Genomic DNA, 22084 nt, shown 5'->3' with positions numbered 1-22084 from the left:
TTCTGACGTTAAACGACTACATTGTTTTCACGTAAGGCTTGATTCAAGGATGTCTTTAAATCAGTGCTTTCTTTTCTTTTACCTATAATAAGCGCACAGGGAACACCGTATGTTCCAGCAGCAAAAGTCTTTTGAATACTACCTGGAATAACCACAGAGTTTTCAGGAACATAACCTATGTATTCAATAGGTTCTGGACCACTGACATCAATGATTTTAGAACTACCAGTAATGGTAACGCCAGCACCTAAAACGGCTTTTTTACCAATATGAGCGCCTTCTACCACAATACAGCGTGAACCAATAAATGCGCCATCTTCGATAATCACAGGTGCAGCTTGAGGGGGTTCTAATACTCCACCAATACCCACACCACCACTTAAATGCACGTGTTTACCAATTTGAGCACAACTCCCCACAGTAGCCCAGGTATCCACCATGGTTCCTTCATCAACATAGGCTCCTATGTTGACATAGGATGGCATTAATATCGTCCCTTTGGCCAAATATGCTCCATAACGGGCAACAGCCGGAGGAACGACACGAACGCCTAATTCTTTATAATTAGATTTTAAACGCATTTTATCGTGGTATTCGAATATACCCACCTCACTTACTGACATTTGACGAATAGGGAAATACATCACAATGGCTTTCTTAACCCATTCATTTACTTGCCAGCTTCCATCAGCTAATGGTTCTGCCGTACGTAGGATTCCTTTATCGACTTTTTCTACAACTTCTTCAATGGCTTGGATAACTTCAGGGTTTTTACGCAATGAAGTATCATCCCAAGCAGATTGAATGATATTTTCTAATGAATTCATATAATTAGTATGCAAAATTTGATACTACAAAGAACGGAGAAAATGCCTGCATAATCAATATGACATAGGAAATTATCTACAGGGTTATTGAATAGGTCTATCAAAATGCCAGAAAAATTCAGTAAAATTTAACTTCAACTTTAATAAGTTAAATATCTGATTATCAGTTAGTTGATAATTTGTCCGAAATTATATTTGGCGAAAAATAAGCTAGAATTTAGCTAAAAAGACAAGTGACATTCTGTCACGCCCCTACCCTTCTTTGCATGCTGGGCGATTGGCTTATGTAAATATGCAAAAAAAGCTTGAATAAAAAACGTATCCAGTTAATTTTTTCTAAAATTCCACATAATTAGCTATATGGGTAATTGGTAGCAAACTTGTTTACTTTTGTGTAAAGTGCCTCCTGTGCGATTAAACATATATTTATCGTTCAATTTTTGAGAATTGAGGAAAAATGGCTATTTTTGATTTTAATCTGAAATCAAATTATTTGTATCAATGAAAAAAATTAAAGTAGCTATTAATGGATTTGGTCGTATTGGTCGACTTACTTTTCGTAGATTATTAGAAAAGGAAAATGTCGAAGTTGTTGCGATCAATGATTTAACAGACAATGCCACTCTGGCTCATTTGTTGAAGTATGATTCTGTTCACGGTCGTTTTAATGGAACTGTGACTTCTGATGCTGATTCTATTACTGTTAATGGAAAATCAATCAAGGCATTAGCTGAGCGTGATCCGAAATTATTACCATGGGGTGCTTTAGGAATTGACGTAGTATTAGAATCTACTGGTCGTTTCGTTGATGAAGCAGGTGCTGGCCAACATTTAACTGCTGGTGCTCGTAAAGTAATTATCTCTGCTCCTGCTAAAGGAAATGTTCCTACAGTAGTATTAGGTGTAAACGAAGATACATTAACTGATGAAATGACTATCATCTCCAATGCTTCTTGTACTACTAACTGTTTAGCTCCTATGGCTAAAGTGTTAGACGATGCATTTGGTTTAGAGAAAGGATATATGTCAACTATCCACGCTTATACAGCTGATCAGAACTTGCAAGATGCTCCTCATGCGGATTTACGTCGTGCTCGTGCTGCTGCTTATTCTATTATTCCTACTTCTACAGGTGCTGCTAAAGCAGTTGGTTTAGTATTACCTCACTTGAAGGGCTTATTAGATGGTTCATCCATGCGTGTTCCTACTCCAGATGGTTCAGTTACTGAATTTACGGCCATCTTGAAAAAAGAAGTTAGCGCAGACGAAATCAATGCAGCCGTTAAGAAGGCAGCTGAAGGTCCTATGAAAGGAATTTTGGAATACAATACAGATGAGATTGTTTCTATCGATATTATCGGAAATTCTCACTCATGTGTTTTTGATTCAAAATTGACTTCAACAATGGGAACTTTGGTGAAAGTTGTTGGTTGGTATGACAATGAGTACGGTTATTCTTCTCGTGCAGCAGATTTAATCGCTCGTGTAGGATAATTTTCTTACTTTGGATATTAAAAAAGGGAGGCTTAGCCTCCCTTTTTTATTTGTTATTGATTGCTCGTAAATATTTAATGGAAAATCCTTTTTGGAAAAATAGCTCTTCAAAACGGGTTTTGATTCCATAATGATCTTGATTCCATTCAGATTGATATAAATCCCAGGTCTGGATGAGTAATTGCCAAGGTTCCTTGACCAATTGCTCCAAAGAATATTCAAACAAGGAATCTGAATCTGTTTTTAAATGAACAATCCCTTGGCTTTTCAAAATTGTTTGATACTTGTTTAGAAAAAAGGGAAATGTCAGCCTTTTCTTTTCATCTCGATCTTTAGGACGCGGGTCAGGAAAAGTAATCCAGATTTCATCCACTTCATTTTCAGCAAAGAACTCAGGTAAATGCTGGATTTGAATTCTCAAAAAGACGACATTATTTAATCCTTCAGTTTCCGCTTGCCTAGCTCCTGCTGCCAGCCGATCTCCTTTTATGTCAATCCCAATAAAATTTTTGTCCGGAAATAATTTGGCTAGCCCTAAACTATATTCCCCTCGGCCACAACCTAGTTCTAACACAATGGGATTAGTATTTTTAAAATAGATTTCTTGCCATTTGCCCCGACAGGAATCAAAAAAATCCTTTCCTGACTGAATGACCCAAGGCGAACGGATGGCCAAATCGTATTTGAATTCTTTTCTTCTACTCAAAACTTACACATTTATTTCAGCGACCAAATAGGTACTGCCAGTAATTAAAATAAAATCATTTTCCTTCGCGGATAATTTAGCCATTTTGATAGCCATGTTGACATCAATTTCACAAATACCTTTTAGTCCATGCTCTAAGGCCATTTTTTGTAACTTTTCGGCCGAAAGTGCTCTCGGGTTTTTAGCTTGGCAAAAGATATAATGCGCATTTTGGGGAAATAATTTTAGGACAAGATGAATGTCTTTATCAGCCACCATGCCTAAAATAATCCATAAATCTCCCTGGTTTTGTTGAGCTACTTGCGACAATAATTGAGTGATTCCACTTTCATTATGACCAGTATCTGCTATTATCCAAGGATTTTTTTGAAGGATCTCCCACCTTCCTCGTAATTGCGTATTTACTTTTGATTTCTCAATTCCTTCCAAGATCTTTTCCCATTGCAAAGGGATAATTTCCTGCTCTTGGATCTGCTCGCACCAAGCTAAAATTCCTGCGATATTCTTTACTTGGTATTCGCCAGCATAAGGAGATGCAACTTCAAAAGTTTCATGCTGACTAGACTTTCCTTGGAGAAGAAGTTGCTCTTGTACATTTGTATGTGAAATCCATTGTATTTTATCTTCAGCAAAAACAATGGGCGCTTTCATTTCCTGCGCCTTTTTTTGGAATATTTGTTCCGAAAAACTTTGTCGCTCTGAAATACAGATCGGAACTCCTGGCTTAATAATTCCTGCTTTTTCTCCTGCAATCAACTCTAGGCTATCTCCCAATATATCTTGGTGATCCCAACTGATGTTCGTTATCAAACAAGCTTGGGGTTGAATGATGTTGGTTGAATCCAGTCGACCACCTAAACCTGTTTCAATGACAGCCCATTCTACTTGTTGTTCTTTGAAATAAGAGAAAGCCATTAATACCGTCCATTCAAAAAAGGATGGTTTGATATCCTGTATCAGTTGAATATTTTTTTCAACAAACTGTACTACCCAATCTTCCGAGACATTTTGTCCATTGATCTTAATTCTTTCCGTAAAAGATTTTAGGTGTGGAGAAGTATAAAGTCCAACTCGATAGCCATGCTCTTGTAAAATAGATGCCATGAAATGGGAAGAACTTCCCTTTCCATTGGTGCCAGCAATATGTAAAGCTTTGAAAGAATCTTGAGGATTCCCTAAACGTTCACATAATTGTTGGATATTCCCGAGACCAGGTTTGAATGCTTTTTTACCTTCCCTGTGAAATACGGGTAATTGGCTGTATAAAAAAGCAATGACTTCTTTATAATCCATTCGATGATTGTAAAAGAATTATTTCGAATTGATTTTAAATACAATGGTTCCAGTCGATACTTCTGGACGTTCACCGGCTGAGGTAGGTTTAAAACTCAATTTTTCTACCGCTCTTTTATATTTCTGAGCCACAGAAGCCGATAAGGTATTTTCAATGATTCTTAAGGAAATGATATTGCCACTTTCGTCAATTTTTAGAGAAAAACGAATGATACCTGATTCATCTGAATCATCATTTACCTGAGGCCTAGAGGCTAATGCCCATCCTGTCATATTCAAGGCTATGCCATTTCCTCCGCCGATTCCACCACCACTACCCCCGCCTTTACCCTTTTGTCCAGAATAAATAGCAGAATTATTGATATCCCCGTCTAATTGACCTTTATCGCCAATTTTTCCTTTGTCGTTTCCATTCGAATTTCCTCCAGGAGCATCACTCGTTCCTCTTGTTCCATTGCTAGTGGATTTCTTTTTGAACAAGGCTGACTCATCTATTTTAGGTTGTTCTTCTACTATGGGCTTGGGAGGCTTAACAGCCACTTTTTCAGCAGGTTTATCGGCAATTTTTACCGTACTTTTAACCGTAGAACTCAATAATGGACTCTCCTTACTTGGCGTTGTTTTAACAATTTCTTTTTTAGGTTCTACTTTTTTATCGGCAGGTTTAGACTCCACTTCATTGGGTAAATCATTTGCTTGATTGTGGGTTTGAATATTTCCTCCACCTTCATCTGTATTACCATAGTTGACTTCAAATCCCCCTGCTGGAATTTCCATTTTTACTTCATCGCCTGACCAAATGTTCAAAGTCCAGAAAATCAACAAAAGTCCTCCATTGATTAAAATAGTGAGCACTAATGCCTTTAACTGATTCTTCTTCTCTAGTTCTTTCTGTGCGAGAACGCTATTCATATCCTTATGGTTTAAACACCCAAATGTCTAATTTCTTTTGGCTTTTAATTTCAGCCGCCTTTTTATATCCTGCTTCCATAGTAGCTTCCGAGCCTATACTTACACGAAAATGGATTGCATCTTGTTCTTTTGGTAAAATGACAGCTTGATCAAATCCTTTGGCCTTTAATTCACTCACCGCTAATTCTGCTTTTGCTTGTGTTTGAAAACTGGCTGCGACTAAGTATACCGAATGGGCTTGGCTAACAGGACTTTTTATATCTTCTTTCGAAGGTACGGTTGGATTAGGCAAGCTGCTTGAATCTGAAGAGACAGCTTTTTCCACGGGAATAACCGCTTTGCTTTCCTGAGGAATCGGGGTATTGTTCTCTTTTTTAATTTTAATCGTAAATGGACTCAAGGAGCTATTTACATAGCGAGAATTGGGTTCCGTTAAAAAATAGGCACTTAGTCCACCCAGTAAAAAGGCTAAGAGAGCATAAACATAGACTTTGGTACTGATTCTTTTAGGCACCATTTCCTCTTCTTCTACTGTTTCTTCGCTAATTTCTTCATGCAAAGTCATGGATTTTTCAATTGGGTTCTCCAATAAAATGGGCTTGGAAATTTTTGCAGTAGCAGGTAAACCTACGGGCAATAAGCCAAACTGGCTTAAATCAAAGTTTTGTTCTGGATTGGGAGCGAATGAAATTTTTGATTCAGCCGTTAAACTTAAAGTTCCTAATTTAGTTAAAACTAAATTTTGTTCAGATTTCAGTGAATCTTTCAATGATTTACTGAATTGATTGATTTGGTCAAAAGCCACTTTATGACTGATTCCCTCCTTTTTTGCCCAGGCAGTAGCTAAAATTCCATCATCCGAGCGAAGTCTTTCATTAAATGCAATCCACCTTCTTCTTGGGTAAATTTTTTCCTCCTTAGTATTGAATTCAAAATCCTTAACATTGACTACAAATCCTCCAAAATTAGGTATGATGATGCAGTCATGCTCATAGAGTAATGTTTCAATTAAGTTAACTATGGAGTTATTGATCGTCATATTAGAATGAATAAGCTACGCTTACAGTATAGTTTAAACCTTGTGAAGGGTAAAATAAATACCTTTCGTAATTTTTTCCAAGTAAATTATTCGCACTAACGGCCGCATTAAACTTTTTTGTGATTAAATAATTCACTTTTAAGTTTAGGTCAATGATATCCTTCATCGCCACAGCGGTATTGGTTCTAGGATTTAAACCATATAGTCCATTCATATAAAATACATCAGGGGAAATGATGATTTTATCTTTGAACGTGATGGAATTGGTGAAGGAGATGTTCATAGCTGGGCGGTGATAAGCCTTTTCCAAACTACCTAAATTCTCATATTGGTTGATGTCGTATTTCAAAACAGATAAGAAACGCTCATTCAATTGATAATTAAATTGACCTGAAAAATTCATGACTTGCGCCTTTTTCAAATCACCTGCATAGATAACGGTGTATTTAGAACTATCCGCCGTACTGGGTACAAAAAAGGATAAATTAGTGAATTCCGAATACATGAATTTAAATTCAAAATCAAAACTTCGCTCATTGGAACCTTTAAATCCACCAAATACATTGGCCGTTTGAGCCGTATTTCTTAAATCGATTTGGCTTCTCAACCAAGGGTTCTGTGAAGCCATTTGACTTAGCGTATTGAAATAAGTATCACCACCTAAACCTGCAAAAAAGTGAATAAAATTAGCCGCTTTATAATCTAGTTTTACTACTGGAAATAGGCTAGTGGTATTAATTCCTTTCAGTTTATCCTTTTCATTGACCACATTAATGCCGGCATGCACGGATACGCGATCATTTTTATAGAAAAAACTTGGTTTGATGCGATATAACTCTCTTCGGTTATTTTCCAAGCTAGCGTATTCGCTCATGGTCATATCCCCTGAAAAATGTGCTGATAAATTATCGTTGATGGTTAAAACGGTTTGAATCTTGCTATCCCATATCCACTCTCTTTCATTTTGCGAAGTAGACATCATGGTTAATCCGGAAGTAGCGATATAGTCAAATTTAGCATCTTTTTTAGCACTAGAAATACTTCCTACATAATTAAAGCGATCATAATAAACGCCAAATGTACCATTGGCGATGTTGTTGAATTGTGCCTCAGGTTTACCGTACCAATTGGCTTCTACCCTTTTATAACTAATAGAACCATTCAATAAATAAGATGGAGTGAATGTCTTACTATACACTTTAATCTCATTTTCATTTCTGCCAGAAAAACTGGTCGCTACAGGTCCTCTGCGATTGGCATCATGGTTAATGTACAAGCCATGAAAGGAATTTTCATTGGGAGTAAATCCAAAATGGGCATTCATTAAGGTATGACCATAATTTCCTGCTCCTACCTTGAATACATTTTTAAACTTAGGTCCATAGGATGAAGTTAATTCATCCCCTTCTCTAGGGTCAACAATGGAATTGTTGATCTTTGGCAAAGATGCTCCTTCCCATTTTCTGTCCACTAAATCGTATTTCATTTTACGGTCTTTCCGTAAATCTTTAGCTTCTTCTAATGGATCAAATCCACGAGATACCTGAGGCTGTAATTCTATTTTTCGAGTTTTCTCTACTTCAATAGCTTCATCCTGTATGGAGCCTTCCCTTTTTTGGGCAAAACCCTCAAATGCGCCTAAGCAGAGTCCGAATGTAGCAGTGAATAATACTTTTTTAGCTGTTCGATTGAATCTCATCTTATATTATTTTAAGGGTAAGCTTTCTAATTTAGTTTTGGCTGCTTGAATTACCTCCGCATCACTGGAATTATCTACAATGGATTTTAAGGTAGCTCTAGCTTGTGGGATATTCTTTAAAGCAATGAAATTATCAGCCAATAAGATATAGGCTTTACCTAAAATGGTATCAGAAGCCTCCGAATATACATTTCTGAATTTATCTAAAATCATGTCGCTGGACTCTTTGAATTTGGATTCTTTGTACAAAAGACTTGCCAATTTTAATTGAGCTAAGGCGCCAATATCATTTTTATCCAAATGCGTGGTGATTCCTAACCAATTTCTCTGATTAACTACATCACCCCCAACTTCAAAAGTATTGGCCATCTTTTCAGCCAATTTTGCTTTTTCCTCCTCACTGATATCTTTTAATTGAATTAATTCATCTGTGATATAAGCAGCTGAATCCAGCATATTAGCGTCCAAGAACGTGCTCAATAAACCATTATTTGCCAATAATTGATCTTTAGCTCCTGTGTATTTAGATTTATACAAATGATACCAATTGGCAGAAGCAGCATAGTTTTTATTTTCTAATTCTATCTCTGCACTTCGTTGGATGGCTTTATTAATCTGAGGATGAACATTTTGTTCCACCATCTTTTTGTAAAAGACTAAAGCTTCCGTTTTATTATTGGTACGATAAGCCGCATCAGCAATTAAGAAGGTCGCTTCTACCAAATTCTCATTGCTTGGATGTTTTTCAATGAAGGCTTTCAAAGGTGCAATGGCTTTGTCGTATTTTTCACCTAAATAAATACCTTTGGCAGCACGATATTCCAAATCCACATTTTCTGCTTCATCTGGGCTGTTTTTCTGAAAGTTTCCTAATAATTGTCCGAAATCTTCTGGTCTACCTACTTCATTCAATTCTTCTTGAAGGCCTACCAAGGCATCTTTTGCCGTTTTATCGCTTGGGAATTCTTGAATAATGCGTTTGTAATCAGCTATAGATAATTCATGCTGATTGGTATTGGCATAGGATTGCGCTCGCTTCAATAGTGCTTGGGTGAAGTAAGGACTTTTTGAATTGGTTTCGATTAAGTCAGTAAAACCAACAATGGCTTCTTTGTATTTGTTGGTATTGAATGAAATAACATTTTCTTGGAATGCCGCATCATCCACATATTTGGAATTCGGGAAAGAGGTTCTTAATTGTTTGAAACTTGCTTTCGCTTCAGTATCACGATTCAAATAGGTCAAGGTTACACCTTTTTGGTATAAAGCATAATCTTTTTCCGTTTTAGCCAAATCGATCGCCTGATTATAATAAGTTAAGGCTTCATCGTATTTTTTAGATACTAAATAGGTATCGGCCAAACGAATTAAAATGGTTGGGTTGTTTTTAGCATCTGGACTTAATTTCAAACGATCCACATAGGCCTTAAACAAGATATTGGCCTTGTTAAAGTCTTTAGTATTGAAATAAGCATAAGCTAGACCGATGCGCACTTTTTGTAAAAAGTCATTTGGTTTAGCTACTGGAGGAGTACCAATCAACAAAGGCGTATAAACTTGAATGGCTTGCTCGTATTTCTTTTGCTGAGACAGGGCCTCTCCTTTTCCATACAAAGCTTGAAATTTCAAATCTGCACTTTCAGGATTTTCAGATGATGTTTGAAATAAATCCAAGGCTTGGTCAAACTTATTCTCATTGTAGGCTTTAACCCCTAAATTATAGGTCAAGGTTTGATAAGCTGCATTTAATTTTGCATTGCGATTAGCAAGACCTTTTAAATAATCCAAAGCCGCTTGAATGTTGTTGGAATGGATAAAAGCATCTGCCACTAATTCAGTGGATTCTTCCGTAAACTTACTTTTGGGATATTTTTTGTTGAATTCCTGAATGGCATAAATGGTTTCACTAGCCTTTCCCAGATCTAATAATACTTTGGAATGATTAAAAAAGGCTTCTTCTTGAATCTGCACATTAAAAGCTAAATCTTTAGCTTGTCCAAATGCCTGCAGTGTAGCCTCCAAATTTCCAGATTTCAATTGAGCCAAACCTAGTGTAAAGGCAGCATACTGAGCTAAGGTATCCTTTTTAGTAGCCAAGGCTTTTAATTCATCCGAAGCCTCATTGAATTTATTGGTTTTATATAATGAATAACCAAATCGGTATTGAATCTCTGAAGTGATTTTGGTAGGATTTAGTCTTTTATATAAACTATAGCTAACCGCTGCTTTCTCAAAATACCCTAGTTTAAATTGTACTTCAGCCACCAAAAGGGATAACTCATCTAAGTTATAGCCAGCTTTTTTCTGCTTTAAGATAGGCTCAGCATAATTTAATAACTCATTGAATTTGCCCTCATGAAAATAACACATGGCAATCCAATTGGGGATATCTTTTCTAAAACGACTAGAACCTTCGGCTTTTTTGAAGTCGCTATTAGCCTCTCCATAGCGTTTTTCTCCAAAATTGATAACACCGGCGTAATAGGCTGCAGCAAAGGCAAATTCTTCTTCTGGCTCTACTTTAATTTCATTGAATAAAGGCAAGGCTTCCCTTACATCTTTTAATTGATAGTATGAAACGGCTAATTTGAACTTAGCTTCTAAATTGGTATCAGAAGATTTACTTAAGTATTTGATGGCTTTTTTGTAATCTCCATTATCATAAAAGAAACTTCCTATGCCACGCATTAGTTTAACTGCTTGAGGATGTTCTGGGTAATTGGCCACAAAACGATCGGCAACGATTTCTGCTTCGGGCTGACTCATGTATAAGGTACACATGGTCATGTAATATTCTGCCAAAACTCGCTGACCTGCTTGCTCGTTATTTAAGGGTTCCAAACTTGCCAAGTAGGCAGAAAACTCTTCCTTCGCCGCTACATAATTTTTAGAATCAAAATATTCTTTGGCTTGTCGAAAGTGGAGCGTTTGATCCCCGAAACTCAAGGTTTGTTGTGCCACCGCCGACCAAGAAAGCAAGAAAAATAAAATAGCTGGAATCCAGCAAAGCGTACGATTTTGTTTTCTCATTTGTAGAAGATTACAGCATTCTCAATTACTACAATAATACGATTTTTCTTCCAATTAATTGTAGGAGGTGTTCAATTTATTTAGGCTAAATTGGGGATGCAATGGCCAATTTTAGTTTGATTAAGGCGATTTTCTTATCTTTACAACCTACACCTAATCAACGTTTAATTATTTACATTTTCATGACAAAATTTACATTAAATTCCTTTGTGCTAGTCACACTTTTGTTGGGAATCAACCTATTAGGCTTCAGCGCCTCTCCTGTTCTTCGGCATGAAATCAGCATGCCAGCACCGCACACTCATTACTTTCAAGTTAAAACTACGGTTGATCTTAGTCAAGCCCATTGGAACAAGCCCTATGTTGATTTTAAGATGGCGGCATGGACTCCTGGTTCCTATTTGATTCGTGAATTTGCTCGTAATGTAGAATCCTTGTCGACCGTTAAAAACGGAACATTGATTCCAGTCGATAAGATCAATAAAAACACCTGGCGAGTGTATTTGGGCAAAGGGCAAAAACAAGTGACAATATCGTATGACATATATGCCTTTGAGTTATCCGTGCGTACTTCCTTTTTGGATGATACACATGGTTATATCAATCCTGCCTCTGTCCTATTATACGTCAACGAGTTAGCACAGCAAGCTCAGTCGGTTTATATTAACCCTCATAAGTCATTTCTGCGGATTTCAACGGCACTGAAACAAACGGCTGTTCAGACCTATGAAGCTAAAAATTTAGATGAGCTGATTGATTCTCCTATCGAGATAGGTAATCATCAAGTATTTGAATTTAAAGTTGGCAACATCCCGCATCAAATTGCCTTTTATGGCCTTGCCAAAGTTGATACCACTAAATTCATTGCGGATGTGAAGAAAATGTGCGAGGAAGCGGCTCGCGTGATTGGCCAACATCCATGTGATCATTACCTGTTTATTATCCATAATTTACTAAAAGGTTCAGGAGGTTTGGAGCATTTATATTCCACCACTTGTCAGGTTGCGCGAGCAGCATACGAAACTGAAAATGGCTATCATGGCATTATCGGTTTATTATCTCATGAGTATTTTCATTTATGGAATGTGAAGCGTATTCGTCCGAAGGCCCTTGGACCCTTTGATTATGAGAATGAAAATTATACACATAACTTATGGTTGTCTGAGGGTATGACATCCTACTATGGAGCATTGATTTTGCAACGTTCAGGACAAACAACCACAGACGCTTACTTGAAATCGGTGGCCAATGAAATAACTACTGTGGAAAATACACCCGGAAATAAGGTTGAATCAGCAGCATCAGCTTCATGGGATGCCTGGATTAAATATTATCGTCCCAATGAAAATAGCCGAAATTCCACGATATCGTATTATTCTAAAGGAGCGGTTTTAGGGACTGTATTGAATCTTTGGATTATTAAACAAAGTAATGGGAAAGCGAATTTGGATGATGTATTCCGTTATTTATACCAAAATTATTACCTCAAACAGCAACGTGGATTTACGGATGCAGAATTAGAAAATGCCTTTTCATCTGTTGCCGGAACATCTGCTAAAACTATTTTCCAGCAATTGGTTTATGGAACAGAGAAACCTGATTACGCCAATTTATTGCAAGAAGTGGGTTATGAGTGGACAGATGCTAACCAAGGGAAATCGACTCCTTATTTAGGTTTTACTGTCACGGCAGGTAAAATTGCTACCGTATTAAAAGGAAGTACAGCCTATGATTATGGTCTGAATGTAGGGGATGAAGTATTGAAAGTGAATTTAGATACTTTTGAAAGCGTAGATAAGACCTTGAAAGACAAAAATGTAGGTGATACTATTTTGTTTACGTTGCGTCGAGATGGCTTAGAAAGAACATTGGCAATCCCTGTGGATAAATCCAATTTGGCAGCCTATAAAATAAGTTCGATGACCAATTTGACTGAAAGTCAAAAAGCATTGCGCATGAAGTGGTTGGGTAAAATCAACTAATTGATATGTTTGCCCATTTCGGCATACATAGAATGGAAATTCTGTAAGACAAAAGATTGAAAGGAGGAGCTGGATGCCAGCTCCTCTATTTCTTTTTGAGAGGAAAAGTCCAAAACGGAGAATTTGTAGCTTTGTTCCAAATTAGGCGCTTCAAACTTCACGATGTATTTGGAGTTCCATTCAAACAAGGAAATTCGCATGGACTCGTGGGGAATTTCTTTGATGAAATGCATATACTAAGCCTCTTCTACGATTTTGATACTTTGGATTTTATCGCCTTCACGAATTAAATCAATGACATCTAAGCCTTCTACCACTTTACCAAAACAAGTATGCTTACGGTCCAAATGAGCCGTATTATTTCTGGAATGGCAGATGAAGAATTGAGAACCACCTGTATTGGGTCCACGGTGTGCCATCGACAATACTCCACGATCATGGAATTGATTGTTTCCAGTTAACTCACATGGAATAGTATAGCCTGGACCACCAGCACCTGTCCCAGTTGGATCTCCTCCTTGAACCACAAAATCAGCAATTACTCGGTGAAATGTTACTCCATCATAAAATCCTTTATTGGACAAATCAATGAAGTTTTTCACGTGAATGGGAGCATCTTCCTCATAAAATTCAATTTTCATCAACCCTTTATCGGTCAACATTTCTGCGTATGCCATAATTTCATTTAATTTTGAGGCACAAAGATGCGAATGAAATTTGAATTATTTAAATTGAATTCTTTTAATTGCCTAAACTAAAGTCACCACATGTTTTCAACGAATCGACTAACCTCAATCTTTTGCCTGCTGATTTTTGTGGGGCTATTTTCTTGCGACACTGAAAAAGAAAAAAAAGAGGCGACTCAGTTTTTTTTGAGAGGAAATCAAAAGTTTAAGGAAAAGGAATACTTTGAGGCTATTAAATGGTATAGTGAGGCTATTTTGAAGAAAAAGGACTTTTCGGATGCTTATTATAATCGGGGTCTGATTTATGAGCAATTGGAAAAAAATGAGGAAGCCTTGACTGATTTTACGGAAGCCGTAGCGTTAGATGCTCATTTTGGCCCTGCTTTATTTAAGAAGGTGGAGATGCTTCAAAATATGAAACGATTGGATGAAGCTGAATTGGAGGTACAAAAATTAGTCAAACTTTTTCCTGATTCATCGGCTTGTCATCGCTTACAGGGCGACATATTTTTTGAGAAAGAGTCTAATAACCAAGCCTTAGCATCCTATGAAAAAGCCATCCAATTGGATAGTAATTCTGTTGAGGCCCTGATTAATAAAGGAGTAGTGCTACAAACGATAGGTGAATTGGATTTAGCGGAAAAAACATTTCAACACGCTCTCACCAAAGGAAAATACAAGCATTTGATTTACAATAACTTAGGTTACTTGGAAATTGAAAGAAGGCAATGGAAATTGGCCGAAAAGTGGGTACGTAAAGCTTTGGAAATTGAACCTAACAATGCTTTGTTCTTGAAGAATTTAGAGAAAATCAATAAGGAATTAGCCCTTAAATAATGCCATATACTGGGCTAATGCAGCTGCATTGATACTGGAATTACTTTCTATTTCTATTAGCTGAGCCTTGTCCGAATCTTGGAAAAAGTGGCTTAAAGCATGAAGCAATTCATTCGTATGTTTTACGCTGATGTAGTTGATTCCAGCATCTTTGGCCGTATTTTCAGCATGAAAAACTTGTTGAGTTTCCATGAATGCTTCTAATTCAGGTAGGTCTTTGGCACCATCTAAATTCCTAAAGATTCCTCCTCCTTGATTATTCATGACGATAATTCTTACATTATTCGGAATATAGGAATTCCAAAGGGCATTTTTGTCGTAATGAAAGGCCACATCACCTAGGATAGAAATGACCAAATTCGGATTGGATTGGGCGGCTCCTATGGCGGTACTTAAACAGCCATCGATGCCTGATGTACCCCGATTCGCAAAAACTTCAATACCTTTTGGAACAAAATTCATCCAATTTAAATACCTGACAGATAGTGAATTAGCTACATGAATTTCAGCATTTGATTGAGGTAGAGCTTGGGCTATTTTTTGATAAATTCCCAATTCATTCCAGTCATTAATACCTTTTGCTCGTATAGCTGCAATGATTTCATCTGCCTTTTTCCATGCTTGGAAATAGTCTTTTTGCTTTTCAGAAATATTCAGTTGGACTAACTCTTTTAAAAAGGCTTCTTCATCTATTTCCAATACATGTTGTAATCCTTTGAAAGGATCTGCGATAAGTGCCTGAGGATGTGGATTAACTTGCCATTCTTGTTTTTCTGTATTGGACCTCAAAAATTGCTTGATTCTTTTACTAACAAAGCTTTTTCCAAGGTGAATGTGAAGGTCAGGTTGTAGGCCTTCCCAGGTTTGAGTATTGGCAAGAATCAAATCATGACTGTCAAAGGCTATTCTGGATAAATTGGCTATGGAATCAGCTAGAACGGGTATCCCCTTTTTCATTAATGCTGCTATAGCGGATTGTATGGCAGCATTTTTGGGAAATTGACCAACTGTTATGACTATTTTATTAGAAACGCTTATTTGTCGTTGGATGAATGTTTTTGTGGCTATATCCAGCGATTTCGGAGCAATCCATTTCTGAATTTTTCTAATCGGTTTAGCGACAGGTAGAGCCGCACCTTTTTCTGGGTAAAATGGCTCTTGTATGGGGATATTGATTTGCACAGGACCTTGAGGGGCAGAAACTGCTGACCAAAAGGCATCATTGGCAATTCTATTCCGGTGCCAAACTTCATCGGAAGACTCGTTGGATTTGGTGGAATAAGAAAAATATTGTTTGGCATGTGCACCAAAAATACGCTCTTGATAAATGGTTTGACCATCCCATTGACCGATCCATTCTTGTGGACGATCAGCAGTCAGTACAATCAATGGAACTTCTTGAAAATAGGCCTCTGCAATGGCCGGAGCCAAATTTAAAGCGGCAGAACCAGAAGTACAGCAAAGTATGACAGGCTTTTTACTATGAAGGGCCAAACCTAAGGCAAAAAAGCCAGCTGAACGCTCATCACTGATGGAAAAGGATTCAATGGCAGCGTTGCGACTAATAGCCAACATAATGGGTGCATTACGTGATCCAGGACAAATAACAGCCTGATCTACACCATGTTGGCTAAGAGTTTCAATTAGTTCTACAAGTCCAGCAGGAAAGGCCATAGGTAAAAAAAGCCTCGTGAGAGGCTTTTAAAATTATCCAAGATATGTTTTCAGCGCTTTGCTTCTCGAAGTGTGACGTAAACGACGAATCGCTTTTTCTTTGATTTGTCTTACACGTTCACGTGTTAAATTGAATTTTTCTCCAATTTCTTCTAAAGTCATGGCATGTTCACCATTCAATCCGAAATACAAGGTCACCACATCGGCTTCACGTTGTGTTAAGGTAGAAAGGGCACGTTGAACTTCTCTACGAAGTGAATCATTGATTAACCCAGAGTCTGGCTTATCTTCAGAATCATTTTCAAGTACGTCCAATAAGGAATTTTCTTCACCTTGCACAAATGGTGCATCCATGGATACGTGACGACCTGAGATTTTTAAGGTATCAACTACTTCACCAGTTGAGATTTCTAAAACTTCGGCTAGTTCTTCAGGTGAAGGCTCACGCTCGAATTTTTGTTCTAACTCAGAGAAGGTTTTTGATATTTTATTCAATGAACCTACGCGGTTCAATGGCAAACGAACAATTCTAGATTGTTCAGCTAAAGCTTGTAAAATGGATTGACGAATCCACCATACCGCATAAGAAATAAATTTGAATCCACGAGTTTCATCAAAACGCTGGGCTGCTTTAATCAAGCCAAGATTACCTTCGTTGATTAAATCACCTAAGCTAAGTCCTTGGTTTTGATATTGTTTTGCCACAGAAACGACGAAACGTAAATTGGCCTTCGTGAGACGTTCTAAGGATAATTGGTCCCCATCTCTAATTTTTTGAGCGAGGATTACTTCCTCGTCTGGGGTCAACAAATCCACCTTGCCAATTTCTTGTAGGTATTTGTCGAGTGATTGACTCTCCCTGTTGGTAATCTGTTTGCTAATTTTTAGCTGTCTCATAGGGGCTTACAAAAGAATGAATGGGTTATATAAAAACATATAACCCATGAAATAACATATTAGTTGTCAGAATTTTCTGAGCTACGTTCTGGTTTTGGTAATAACACTTTAGCAGATAAACGGAATTTTCCTGTTTTCTTGTCTACTTCTACCAATTTTACTTTCACTTTGTCTCCTTCTTTGAAAACGCCATCCATGGTTTCGATGCGATCCCAAGAAATCTCAGAGATATGTAGTAAACCATCTTTACCAGGTAAAAATTCCACAAAAGCACCAAATGCTTGAATGTTTTTCACTTTACCTTCATATACCTCTCCTACTTCAGGAATAGTCACGATACCTTTGATCATTCTAACCGCATGATCCATGGCAGCGCCATTCGCAGAGAATACGCTTACATAACCACCGTCTTCTTTTTCTTCAATTGTTACCGTAGCACCTGATTGCTTTTGGATATCTTGAACCACTTTACCACCTGGTCCGATTACCGCACCAATTTGGTCTTTCATGATCTTAATAACAGTAGCACGAGGAGTTTGAGGTTTGAAATCTTCTCTCACTTGAGGAATCGCTTTTTTCATCTCATTTAAGATGTGTAAACGACCTTCTTTGGCTTGAGATAAAGCTTCAACTAACACTTCGTAAGAAAGCCCTTGAACTTTAATGTCCATTTGACAAGCCGTGATACCATTTTCGGTACCAGTAACTTTAAAGTCCATATCTCCTAAGTGATCCTCATCACCTAAAATATCCGAAAGAACTGCGTATTTACCCGTTTTGGAATCAGAGATTAAACCCATAGCAATACCTGAAACAGGAGCTTTGATTTTTACTCCTGCATCCATCAAGGCTAAAGTACCCGCACAAACGGTTGCCATGGAAGATGAACCATTGGATTCTAAAATATCTGAAACAATACGTAATGTATAAGGGAAGTCTTCCATTTTAGGAAGTACTTTCTTGATAGCACGCATCGCTAAGTTACCATGTCCTACCTCACGACGGCCTACACCGCGGTTTGGCTTCACTTCACCGGTTGAGAATCCAGGGAAGTTATAGTGTAACATAAACTTATTATAACCTTGTGTCATTGGTTGATCGATGATTTGTTCATCCATCTTAGTACCTAATGTAACTGTAGTCAAGGATTGAGTTTCTCCACGAGTAAATACCGAAGAACCGTGAGGAGTAGGTAAATAATCTACTTCACAAGTAATTTGACGGATTTCGTTCAATTTACGTCCGTCCAAACGGTAGCGCTCTTGCAATACCAATTGACGAGCCGCTTCTTTCTCGATATCGTGTAAATAGGTTTTAGCCATGGAAAGGTTCACTAAGTGATTTTCTGGCAAAGTTGCGATGTACTCGTCAACAATCGCTTTGAATGCAGCTTTACGTTCGTCTTTCTTTGGATTCGCTTGTTTGGCTACTGCTAAGTATTTCTCGTAGTAGTTTTTCCACAATTCAGCACGTAGCTCTTCGTTGTGTGATTCATGTGAATACGTGCGTTTTTCAGTTTTGCCGCAAGCAACGGTTAATTCGTTAAGCGCTTGGCATTGTAATTTAATCGCATCGTGCGCAATACGTAAAGCTTCTAACATTTCTGTTTCTGAAACCTCATCGCCTTCGCCTTCTACCATCAAAATGTCGTTTGCGTTCGCCGCAACGATTAGTTCAAGGGAAGCTCCTGCTAATTCACTAACGCTTGGGTTTACTTTATATACTCCGTTGATTTTCGCGACACGTACTTCAGAAATAGGTCCATTAAATGGAATGTCTGATACGGCTAATGCAGCAGCAGCAGCTAGACCTACAAATGCATCGGGTAAAACTTCTGAATCTGCGGAGATTAAGTTGATTAAAACTTGAACGTCTGCATGATAATCATCTGGGAAAGTTGGACGCAAAGCGCGGTCAACCAAACGAGAGATGAGAATTTCATAATCAGAAAGGCGAGCCTCTCTTTTAAGGAAAGAACCAGGAATACGTCCATTGGACGCAAATTTTTCTTGATAATCTACAGATAATGGAAGGAAATCTACTCCTTCTTTGGCCTCTTTGTTGGCTACTACTGTAGCTAACAACATCATATTTCCTGATTTGACTACAACGGCTCCATCGGCTTGCTTGGCTAATTTGCCAGTTTCGATTTGGATTTCCTTGCCGTCAGGCATTGAAATATGTTTCGTAATAATGTTAAATGACATACGTTTTTGAATAAATTACTACGCCCTATGCGTAGAATAAAGATGTTTGTTTGATGATTCAAACTGTACCGCAATGAATAAAGCAGGGCTTCATGACATGAAACCCTGCAATTAATCTTATTTACGAATACCTAATTCAGCAATGATAGTACGATAACGTGAAATATCAGTACGAGTTAAGTAATCAAGTAAACGACGACGCTTACCAACTAATTTCAAAAGACCTAAGCGAGTGCTATGATCTTTCTTGTTTTTCTTAAGGTGATCCGTCAAATGATTGATTCTGAATGTAAATAACGCAATTTGCGATTCAGCAGAACCAGTATCGATTTTTGACTTTGCTTTCCCTTTAGATTCAAAAATTTCTTGTTTTTTCTCGGGTGACAAATACATCTTTTACCAGTTTTTAAATTGTGAAAAATTAATTTGCAAAAGTAGGAATTTTAAAGAGAAATTCCAAATAGTATAGCTTATGCTTTGGATGATATCTTGTTCCTGCGATTGTCCCTATAGGTTTTTATTTGATCCCACAGGATTTTGTAGAAGTCCGATTCAAAAAGTCGGGAGTCTTTCAAGGCAATGCGTAAGAAATAGGCTCCTATCAGTGCCAGAATACCATTAGAGATCCAAGCACCAATTTCCACGAGCACCTTCCCTTCCTTGGCCATTTTATCCCCTTGTTGGGTTAGTATATACATCAAAATAAAGAATGAAACGGCCACAACCACAGGAATACCAAATCCTCCTTTTTTGATGATAGCGCCTAGAGGTGCACCTATCAGGAACATGACCAATACCGCCAAGGAATTGGTGAATTTATGATGCCATTCTAAATCGGTCTTTTTAAGTTCGGTGACACGTTCGGCTAAATTGACTTCATTGGTCTGTCCGAAAGCAATTAAATTTTGGACCTCTTGTTTGGCTAATTCCTCCATGGGTCTATAATCTTTGCTGTTTTTGGTCTTTTCAGCAATTTTAGGACCAATCCACTTCGTATGGTGGTTCATGCTACGCAGAGATGCGCCTACAGGTTTACGGAAATAGACATAATATACACTGGATGCTAAGCTAAAACCCTTCCGCATGTTGCGAATGTTCTTCGACAAAGAATCAGCATCATCAGCCAATTGATTGTTATTTCGCATAATTTGGTGATGGGCAAACTGATTTTCTTCTGTTTTTTGTAAATCAAAGCCAGACAAAGACATGACAATTTTACTTCGATTGAAGCTATGAATGGCTAGTTCGGATAAATCATTTCCTGGTCCTCGGTCAGCATCTTCAATGTAATCTTTACCATGGAAAAGTTCAAAAATTAGGTATTTTCTATCCAAAATGGTGTACATCTGAGCGGAATCAGCCACCGTGACATGACGATTTCCGTCATTTCCAGTATGGTCGTAGATGATCAGCGACTTCAGGGTTTTATTGTCAGGGAATTTTTTAGCCACTTTGATGGAATAACCAGGAAGGTCATTGTAAAAGATTCCTTCTTTGATATTTAAGGTAGTTTTAGTGGTTTTGATGTCATATAAGAGGCTCCATCCTTTCAAATTGGCCCAAGGAAGAGCCACATTGACAAACCAAAACATGAAGATACTGATGAAGACAGTGGTGACAAAAATAGGCCTAAAGATGCGAAAAATGGAAATTCCAGCACTTTTTAGGGCCGTTAATTCAAAATTCTCTCCCAATTTTCCAAATGTCATCAAAGAGGATAACAAAATGGACAAGGGCATGGCAAGCGGAACGGTAATAAGGGAAAAGTAAAAGAAAAGTTCGACGTAAACGGTCGCACCCAGGTCTTTTCCAAAAAGATCGGCAAAGTAAAAAAGGACCAATCGTAATAGGAAAATGAAAATGACAATAAGGAAAGTAAGAACAAATGGCCCCCCAAAGGCATTGAGGACTAGTTTATCTATTTTACGCATGTTAGCTCCCGACGATTTCTTTTAATTTATCGCAAAGATAATCCCAAAGTTCGGCAGCATCATCGTCTGATTTAAAAGTTGATGCACTATCGGTCACTTTTAAATACGTGGTATTGGACAGCTCACTGACATCCAATTTAAGTTCGATAAAACCTTTGGAAGTCTCATCTTTGGGATTTAAAAACTCAAATCGTACGAATTTATTCAATTTACTTTGAACTAATACCGCAGGATGATTTTCGTCATCCCAATAGAAATGAAAGGTGCTAGCATTAGGAACTGTGACTTTATCGGCAAACCACTGTTGAAGTCCTGAAGCGGTACTTAGGTATGGGTAAAGTACTTTTGGTGAGGCTTTTACCTCGTATTCAAACTCAAAATTGTTTGCTGACATATTATTTATCTATTAATGGATTAGGCTTTACACACATGATTCTAACCCGCTATTAGCAAAGGTATTATTTCTAAGCTAAATCCCAAATCTGCCACAAAATTAATCAATATTAAGAAATTATTTGTGACTCTAATCGCTTTCTACTACCTTTGCAACGCAATTTGGCGGGGTAGCTCAGATGGTTAGAGCGTTGGATTCATAACCCAAAGGTCGGCAGTTCGATTCTGCTCCCCGCTACAATTAGAAAGACAGGTCGAAAGATTTGTCTTTTTTATTTGAGGTGGCTTCGAGAACCTCAGCCACCATCGAGATACTCAGTCACCTTTGAGATACTCAGTCAGTTTCGAGATAATTGGCTTCTGGTGTTATTTATTTCCAGACGGTGGCTTCGAGAACCTCAGCCACCTTCGAGAGACTCAGTCAGCTTCGAGATAATTGGCTTCTGGTGTTATTTATTTCCAGACGGTGGCTTCGAG

At 37.8% G+C, this 22084-nt stretch carries 18 protein-coding genes and 1 tRNA gene; 4 read left to right on the top strand and 15 right to left on the bottom strand.

Translation table 11 applies throughout. The features are described from left to right. Window positions 1-8: 8 nt before the first annotated feature. Window positions 9-827 carry a 2,3,4,5-tetrahydropyridine-2,6-dicarboxylate N-succinyltransferase gene (locus EWU23_RS02580; protein ID WP_166228500.1) on the bottom strand — a complete coding sequence of 273 codons (819 nt, stop codon included), beginning with the start codon at window positions 825-827 and terminating at the stop codon, window positions 9-11. Between the two features lie 501 nt (window positions 828-1328). Here EWU23_RS02580 and gap point away from each other — a divergent pair. Continuing rightward, window positions 1329-2321 (top strand): type I glyceraldehyde-3-phosphate dehydrogenase, encoded by a 993-nt coding sequence (gene gap, locus EWU23_RS02575; RefSeq protein WP_166228498.1) that lies wholly within the window; start codon window positions 1329-1331, stop codon window positions 2319-2321. A 46-nt stretch (window positions 2322-2367) separates the two neighbouring features. On the opposite strand, the gene trmB is transcribed toward gap, so the two are convergent. Genes trmB through EWU23_RS02545 form a run of 6 tightly spaced genes read right to left on the bottom strand, consistent with a single transcriptional unit; the run spans window position 2368 to window position 11000 of the window. Then, on the bottom strand, window positions 2368-3027 hold the full coding sequence (gene trmB, locus EWU23_RS02570) for a tRNA (guanosine(46)-N7)-methyltransferase TrmB (RefSeq protein WP_166228496.1): 660 nt from the start codon (window positions 3025-3027) through the stop codon (window positions 2368-2370). 3 nt (window positions 3028-3030) lie between these two features. Beyond that, window positions 3031-4320, bottom strand: a complete 1290-nt coding sequence (locus EWU23_RS02565) for a bifunctional folylpolyglutamate synthase/dihydrofolate synthase (protein ID WP_166228494.1) — start codon at window positions 4318-4320, stop codon at window positions 3031-3033. A gap of 18 nt (window positions 4321-4338) precedes the next feature. Then, complete coding sequence (locus EWU23_RS02560) at window positions 4339-5232, bottom strand: energy transducer TonB (RefSeq protein ID WP_166228492.1); 894 nt, start codon at window positions 5230-5232, stop codon at window positions 4339-4341. A 4-nt stretch (window positions 5233-5236) separates the two neighbouring features. Then, the gene (locus EWU23_RS02555; protein ID WP_166228489.1) at window positions 5237-6271 is read right to left on the bottom strand and encodes an HU domain-containing protein; all 1035 of its coding nucleotides are present in this window, start codon (window positions 6269-6271) and stop codon (window positions 5237-5239) included. 1 nt (window position 6272) lies between these two features. After that, window positions 6273-7970, bottom strand: coding sequence for a TonB-dependent receptor (locus EWU23_RS02550; protein WP_166228487.1), 1698 nt, complete (start codon window positions 7968-7970; stop codon window positions 6273-6275). A 6-nt stretch (window positions 7971-7976) separates the two neighbouring features. After that, window positions 7977-11000, bottom strand: a complete 3024-nt coding sequence (locus tag EWU23_RS02545; protein ID WP_166228485.1) for a tetratricopeptide repeat protein — start codon at window positions 10998-11000, stop codon at window positions 7977-7979. Between the two features lie 182 nt (window positions 11001-11182). Between EWU23_RS02545 and EWU23_RS02540 the strand changes: the two genes are divergently transcribed. After that, on the top strand, window positions 11183-12982 hold the full coding sequence (locus tag EWU23_RS02540; protein ID WP_166228483.1) for a M61 family metallopeptidase: 1800 nt from the start codon (window positions 11183-11185) through the stop codon (window positions 12980-12982). Here the strand turns inward: EWU23_RS02540 and EWU23_RS02535 are convergent. Both EWU23_RS02535 and EWU23_RS02530 read right to left on the bottom strand, forming a co-directional pair. Further along, window positions 12979-13215: a hypothetical protein gene (locus EWU23_RS02535; RefSeq protein ID WP_166228481.1), complete on the bottom strand. Its 237-nt coding sequence runs from the start codon at window positions 13213-13215 to the stop codon at window positions 12979-12981. The genes EWU23_RS02540 and EWU23_RS02535 overlap by 4 nt on opposite strands. A gap of 3 nt (window positions 13216-13218) precedes the next feature. Further along, window positions 13219-13659 (bottom strand): peptidylprolyl isomerase, encoded by a 441-nt coding sequence (locus EWU23_RS02530; RefSeq protein ID WP_166228479.1) that lies wholly within the window; start codon window positions 13657-13659, stop codon window positions 13219-13221. Window positions 13660-13749: 90 nt separating this feature from the next. Between EWU23_RS02530 and EWU23_RS02525 the strand changes: the two genes are divergently transcribed. Continuing rightward, window positions 13750-14505, top strand: coding sequence for a tetratricopeptide repeat protein (locus EWU23_RS02525; RefSeq protein ID WP_166228477.1), 756 nt, complete (start codon window positions 13750-13752; stop codon window positions 14503-14505). On the opposite strand, the gene menD is transcribed toward EWU23_RS02525, so the two are convergent. The 6 genes from menD to EWU23_RS02495 form a co-directional block, all read right to left on the bottom strand. Further along, window positions 14491-16179, bottom strand: a complete 1689-nt coding sequence (gene menD / locus EWU23_RS02520; RefSeq protein ID WP_166228475.1) for a 2-succinyl-5-enolpyruvyl-6-hydroxy-3-cyclohexene-1-carboxylic-acid synthase — start codon at window positions 16177-16179, stop codon at window positions 14491-14493. The two genes, EWU23_RS02525 and menD, sit on opposite strands and share 15 nt — an antisense overlap. Before the next feature lie 33 nt (window positions 16180-16212). Beyond that, complete coding sequence (locus EWU23_RS02515) at window positions 16213-17076, bottom strand: sigma-70 family RNA polymerase sigma factor (protein WP_109323139.1); 864 nt, start codon at window positions 17074-17076, stop codon at window positions 16213-16215. Window positions 17077-17135: 59 nt separating this feature from the next. After that, the gene (pnp, locus tag EWU23_RS02510) at window positions 17136-19283 is read right to left on the bottom strand and encodes a polyribonucleotide nucleotidyltransferase (protein ID WP_166228473.1); all 2148 of its coding nucleotides are present in this window, start codon (window positions 19281-19283) and stop codon (window positions 17136-17138) included. A gap of 117 nt (window positions 19284-19400) precedes the next feature. Then, window positions 19401-19676, bottom strand: a complete 276-nt coding sequence (gene rpsO / locus EWU23_RS02505; protein ID WP_166228471.1) for a 30S ribosomal protein S15 — start codon at window positions 19674-19676, stop codon at window positions 19401-19403. Window positions 19677-19753: 77 nt separating this feature from the next. After that, window positions 19754-21214, bottom strand: a complete 1461-nt coding sequence (locus EWU23_RS02500; RefSeq protein WP_166228469.1) for an LptF/LptG family permease — start codon at window positions 21212-21214, stop codon at window positions 19754-19756. 1 nt (window position 21215) lies between these two features. Next, window positions 21216-21608, bottom strand: a complete 393-nt coding sequence (locus EWU23_RS02495; RefSeq protein WP_166228467.1) for an START-like domain-containing protein — start codon at window positions 21606-21608, stop codon at window positions 21216-21218. Window positions 21609-21771: 163 nt separating this feature from the next. On the opposite strand from EWU23_RS02495, the gene EWU23_RS02490 reads away from it, so the two are divergent. After that, window positions 21772-21845, top strand: a tRNA-Met gene (locus tag EWU23_RS02490). Window positions 21846-22084 lie beyond the last annotated feature (239 nt).

It is taken from the genome of Aquirufa beregesia, assembly GCF_011090385.1.
Taxonomy (GTDB): Bacteria; Bacteroidota; Bacteroidia; order Cytophagales; family Spirosomataceae; genus Aquirufa; species Aquirufa beregesia.
This window is presented reverse-complemented; position numbering and strand designations above follow the sequence as displayed.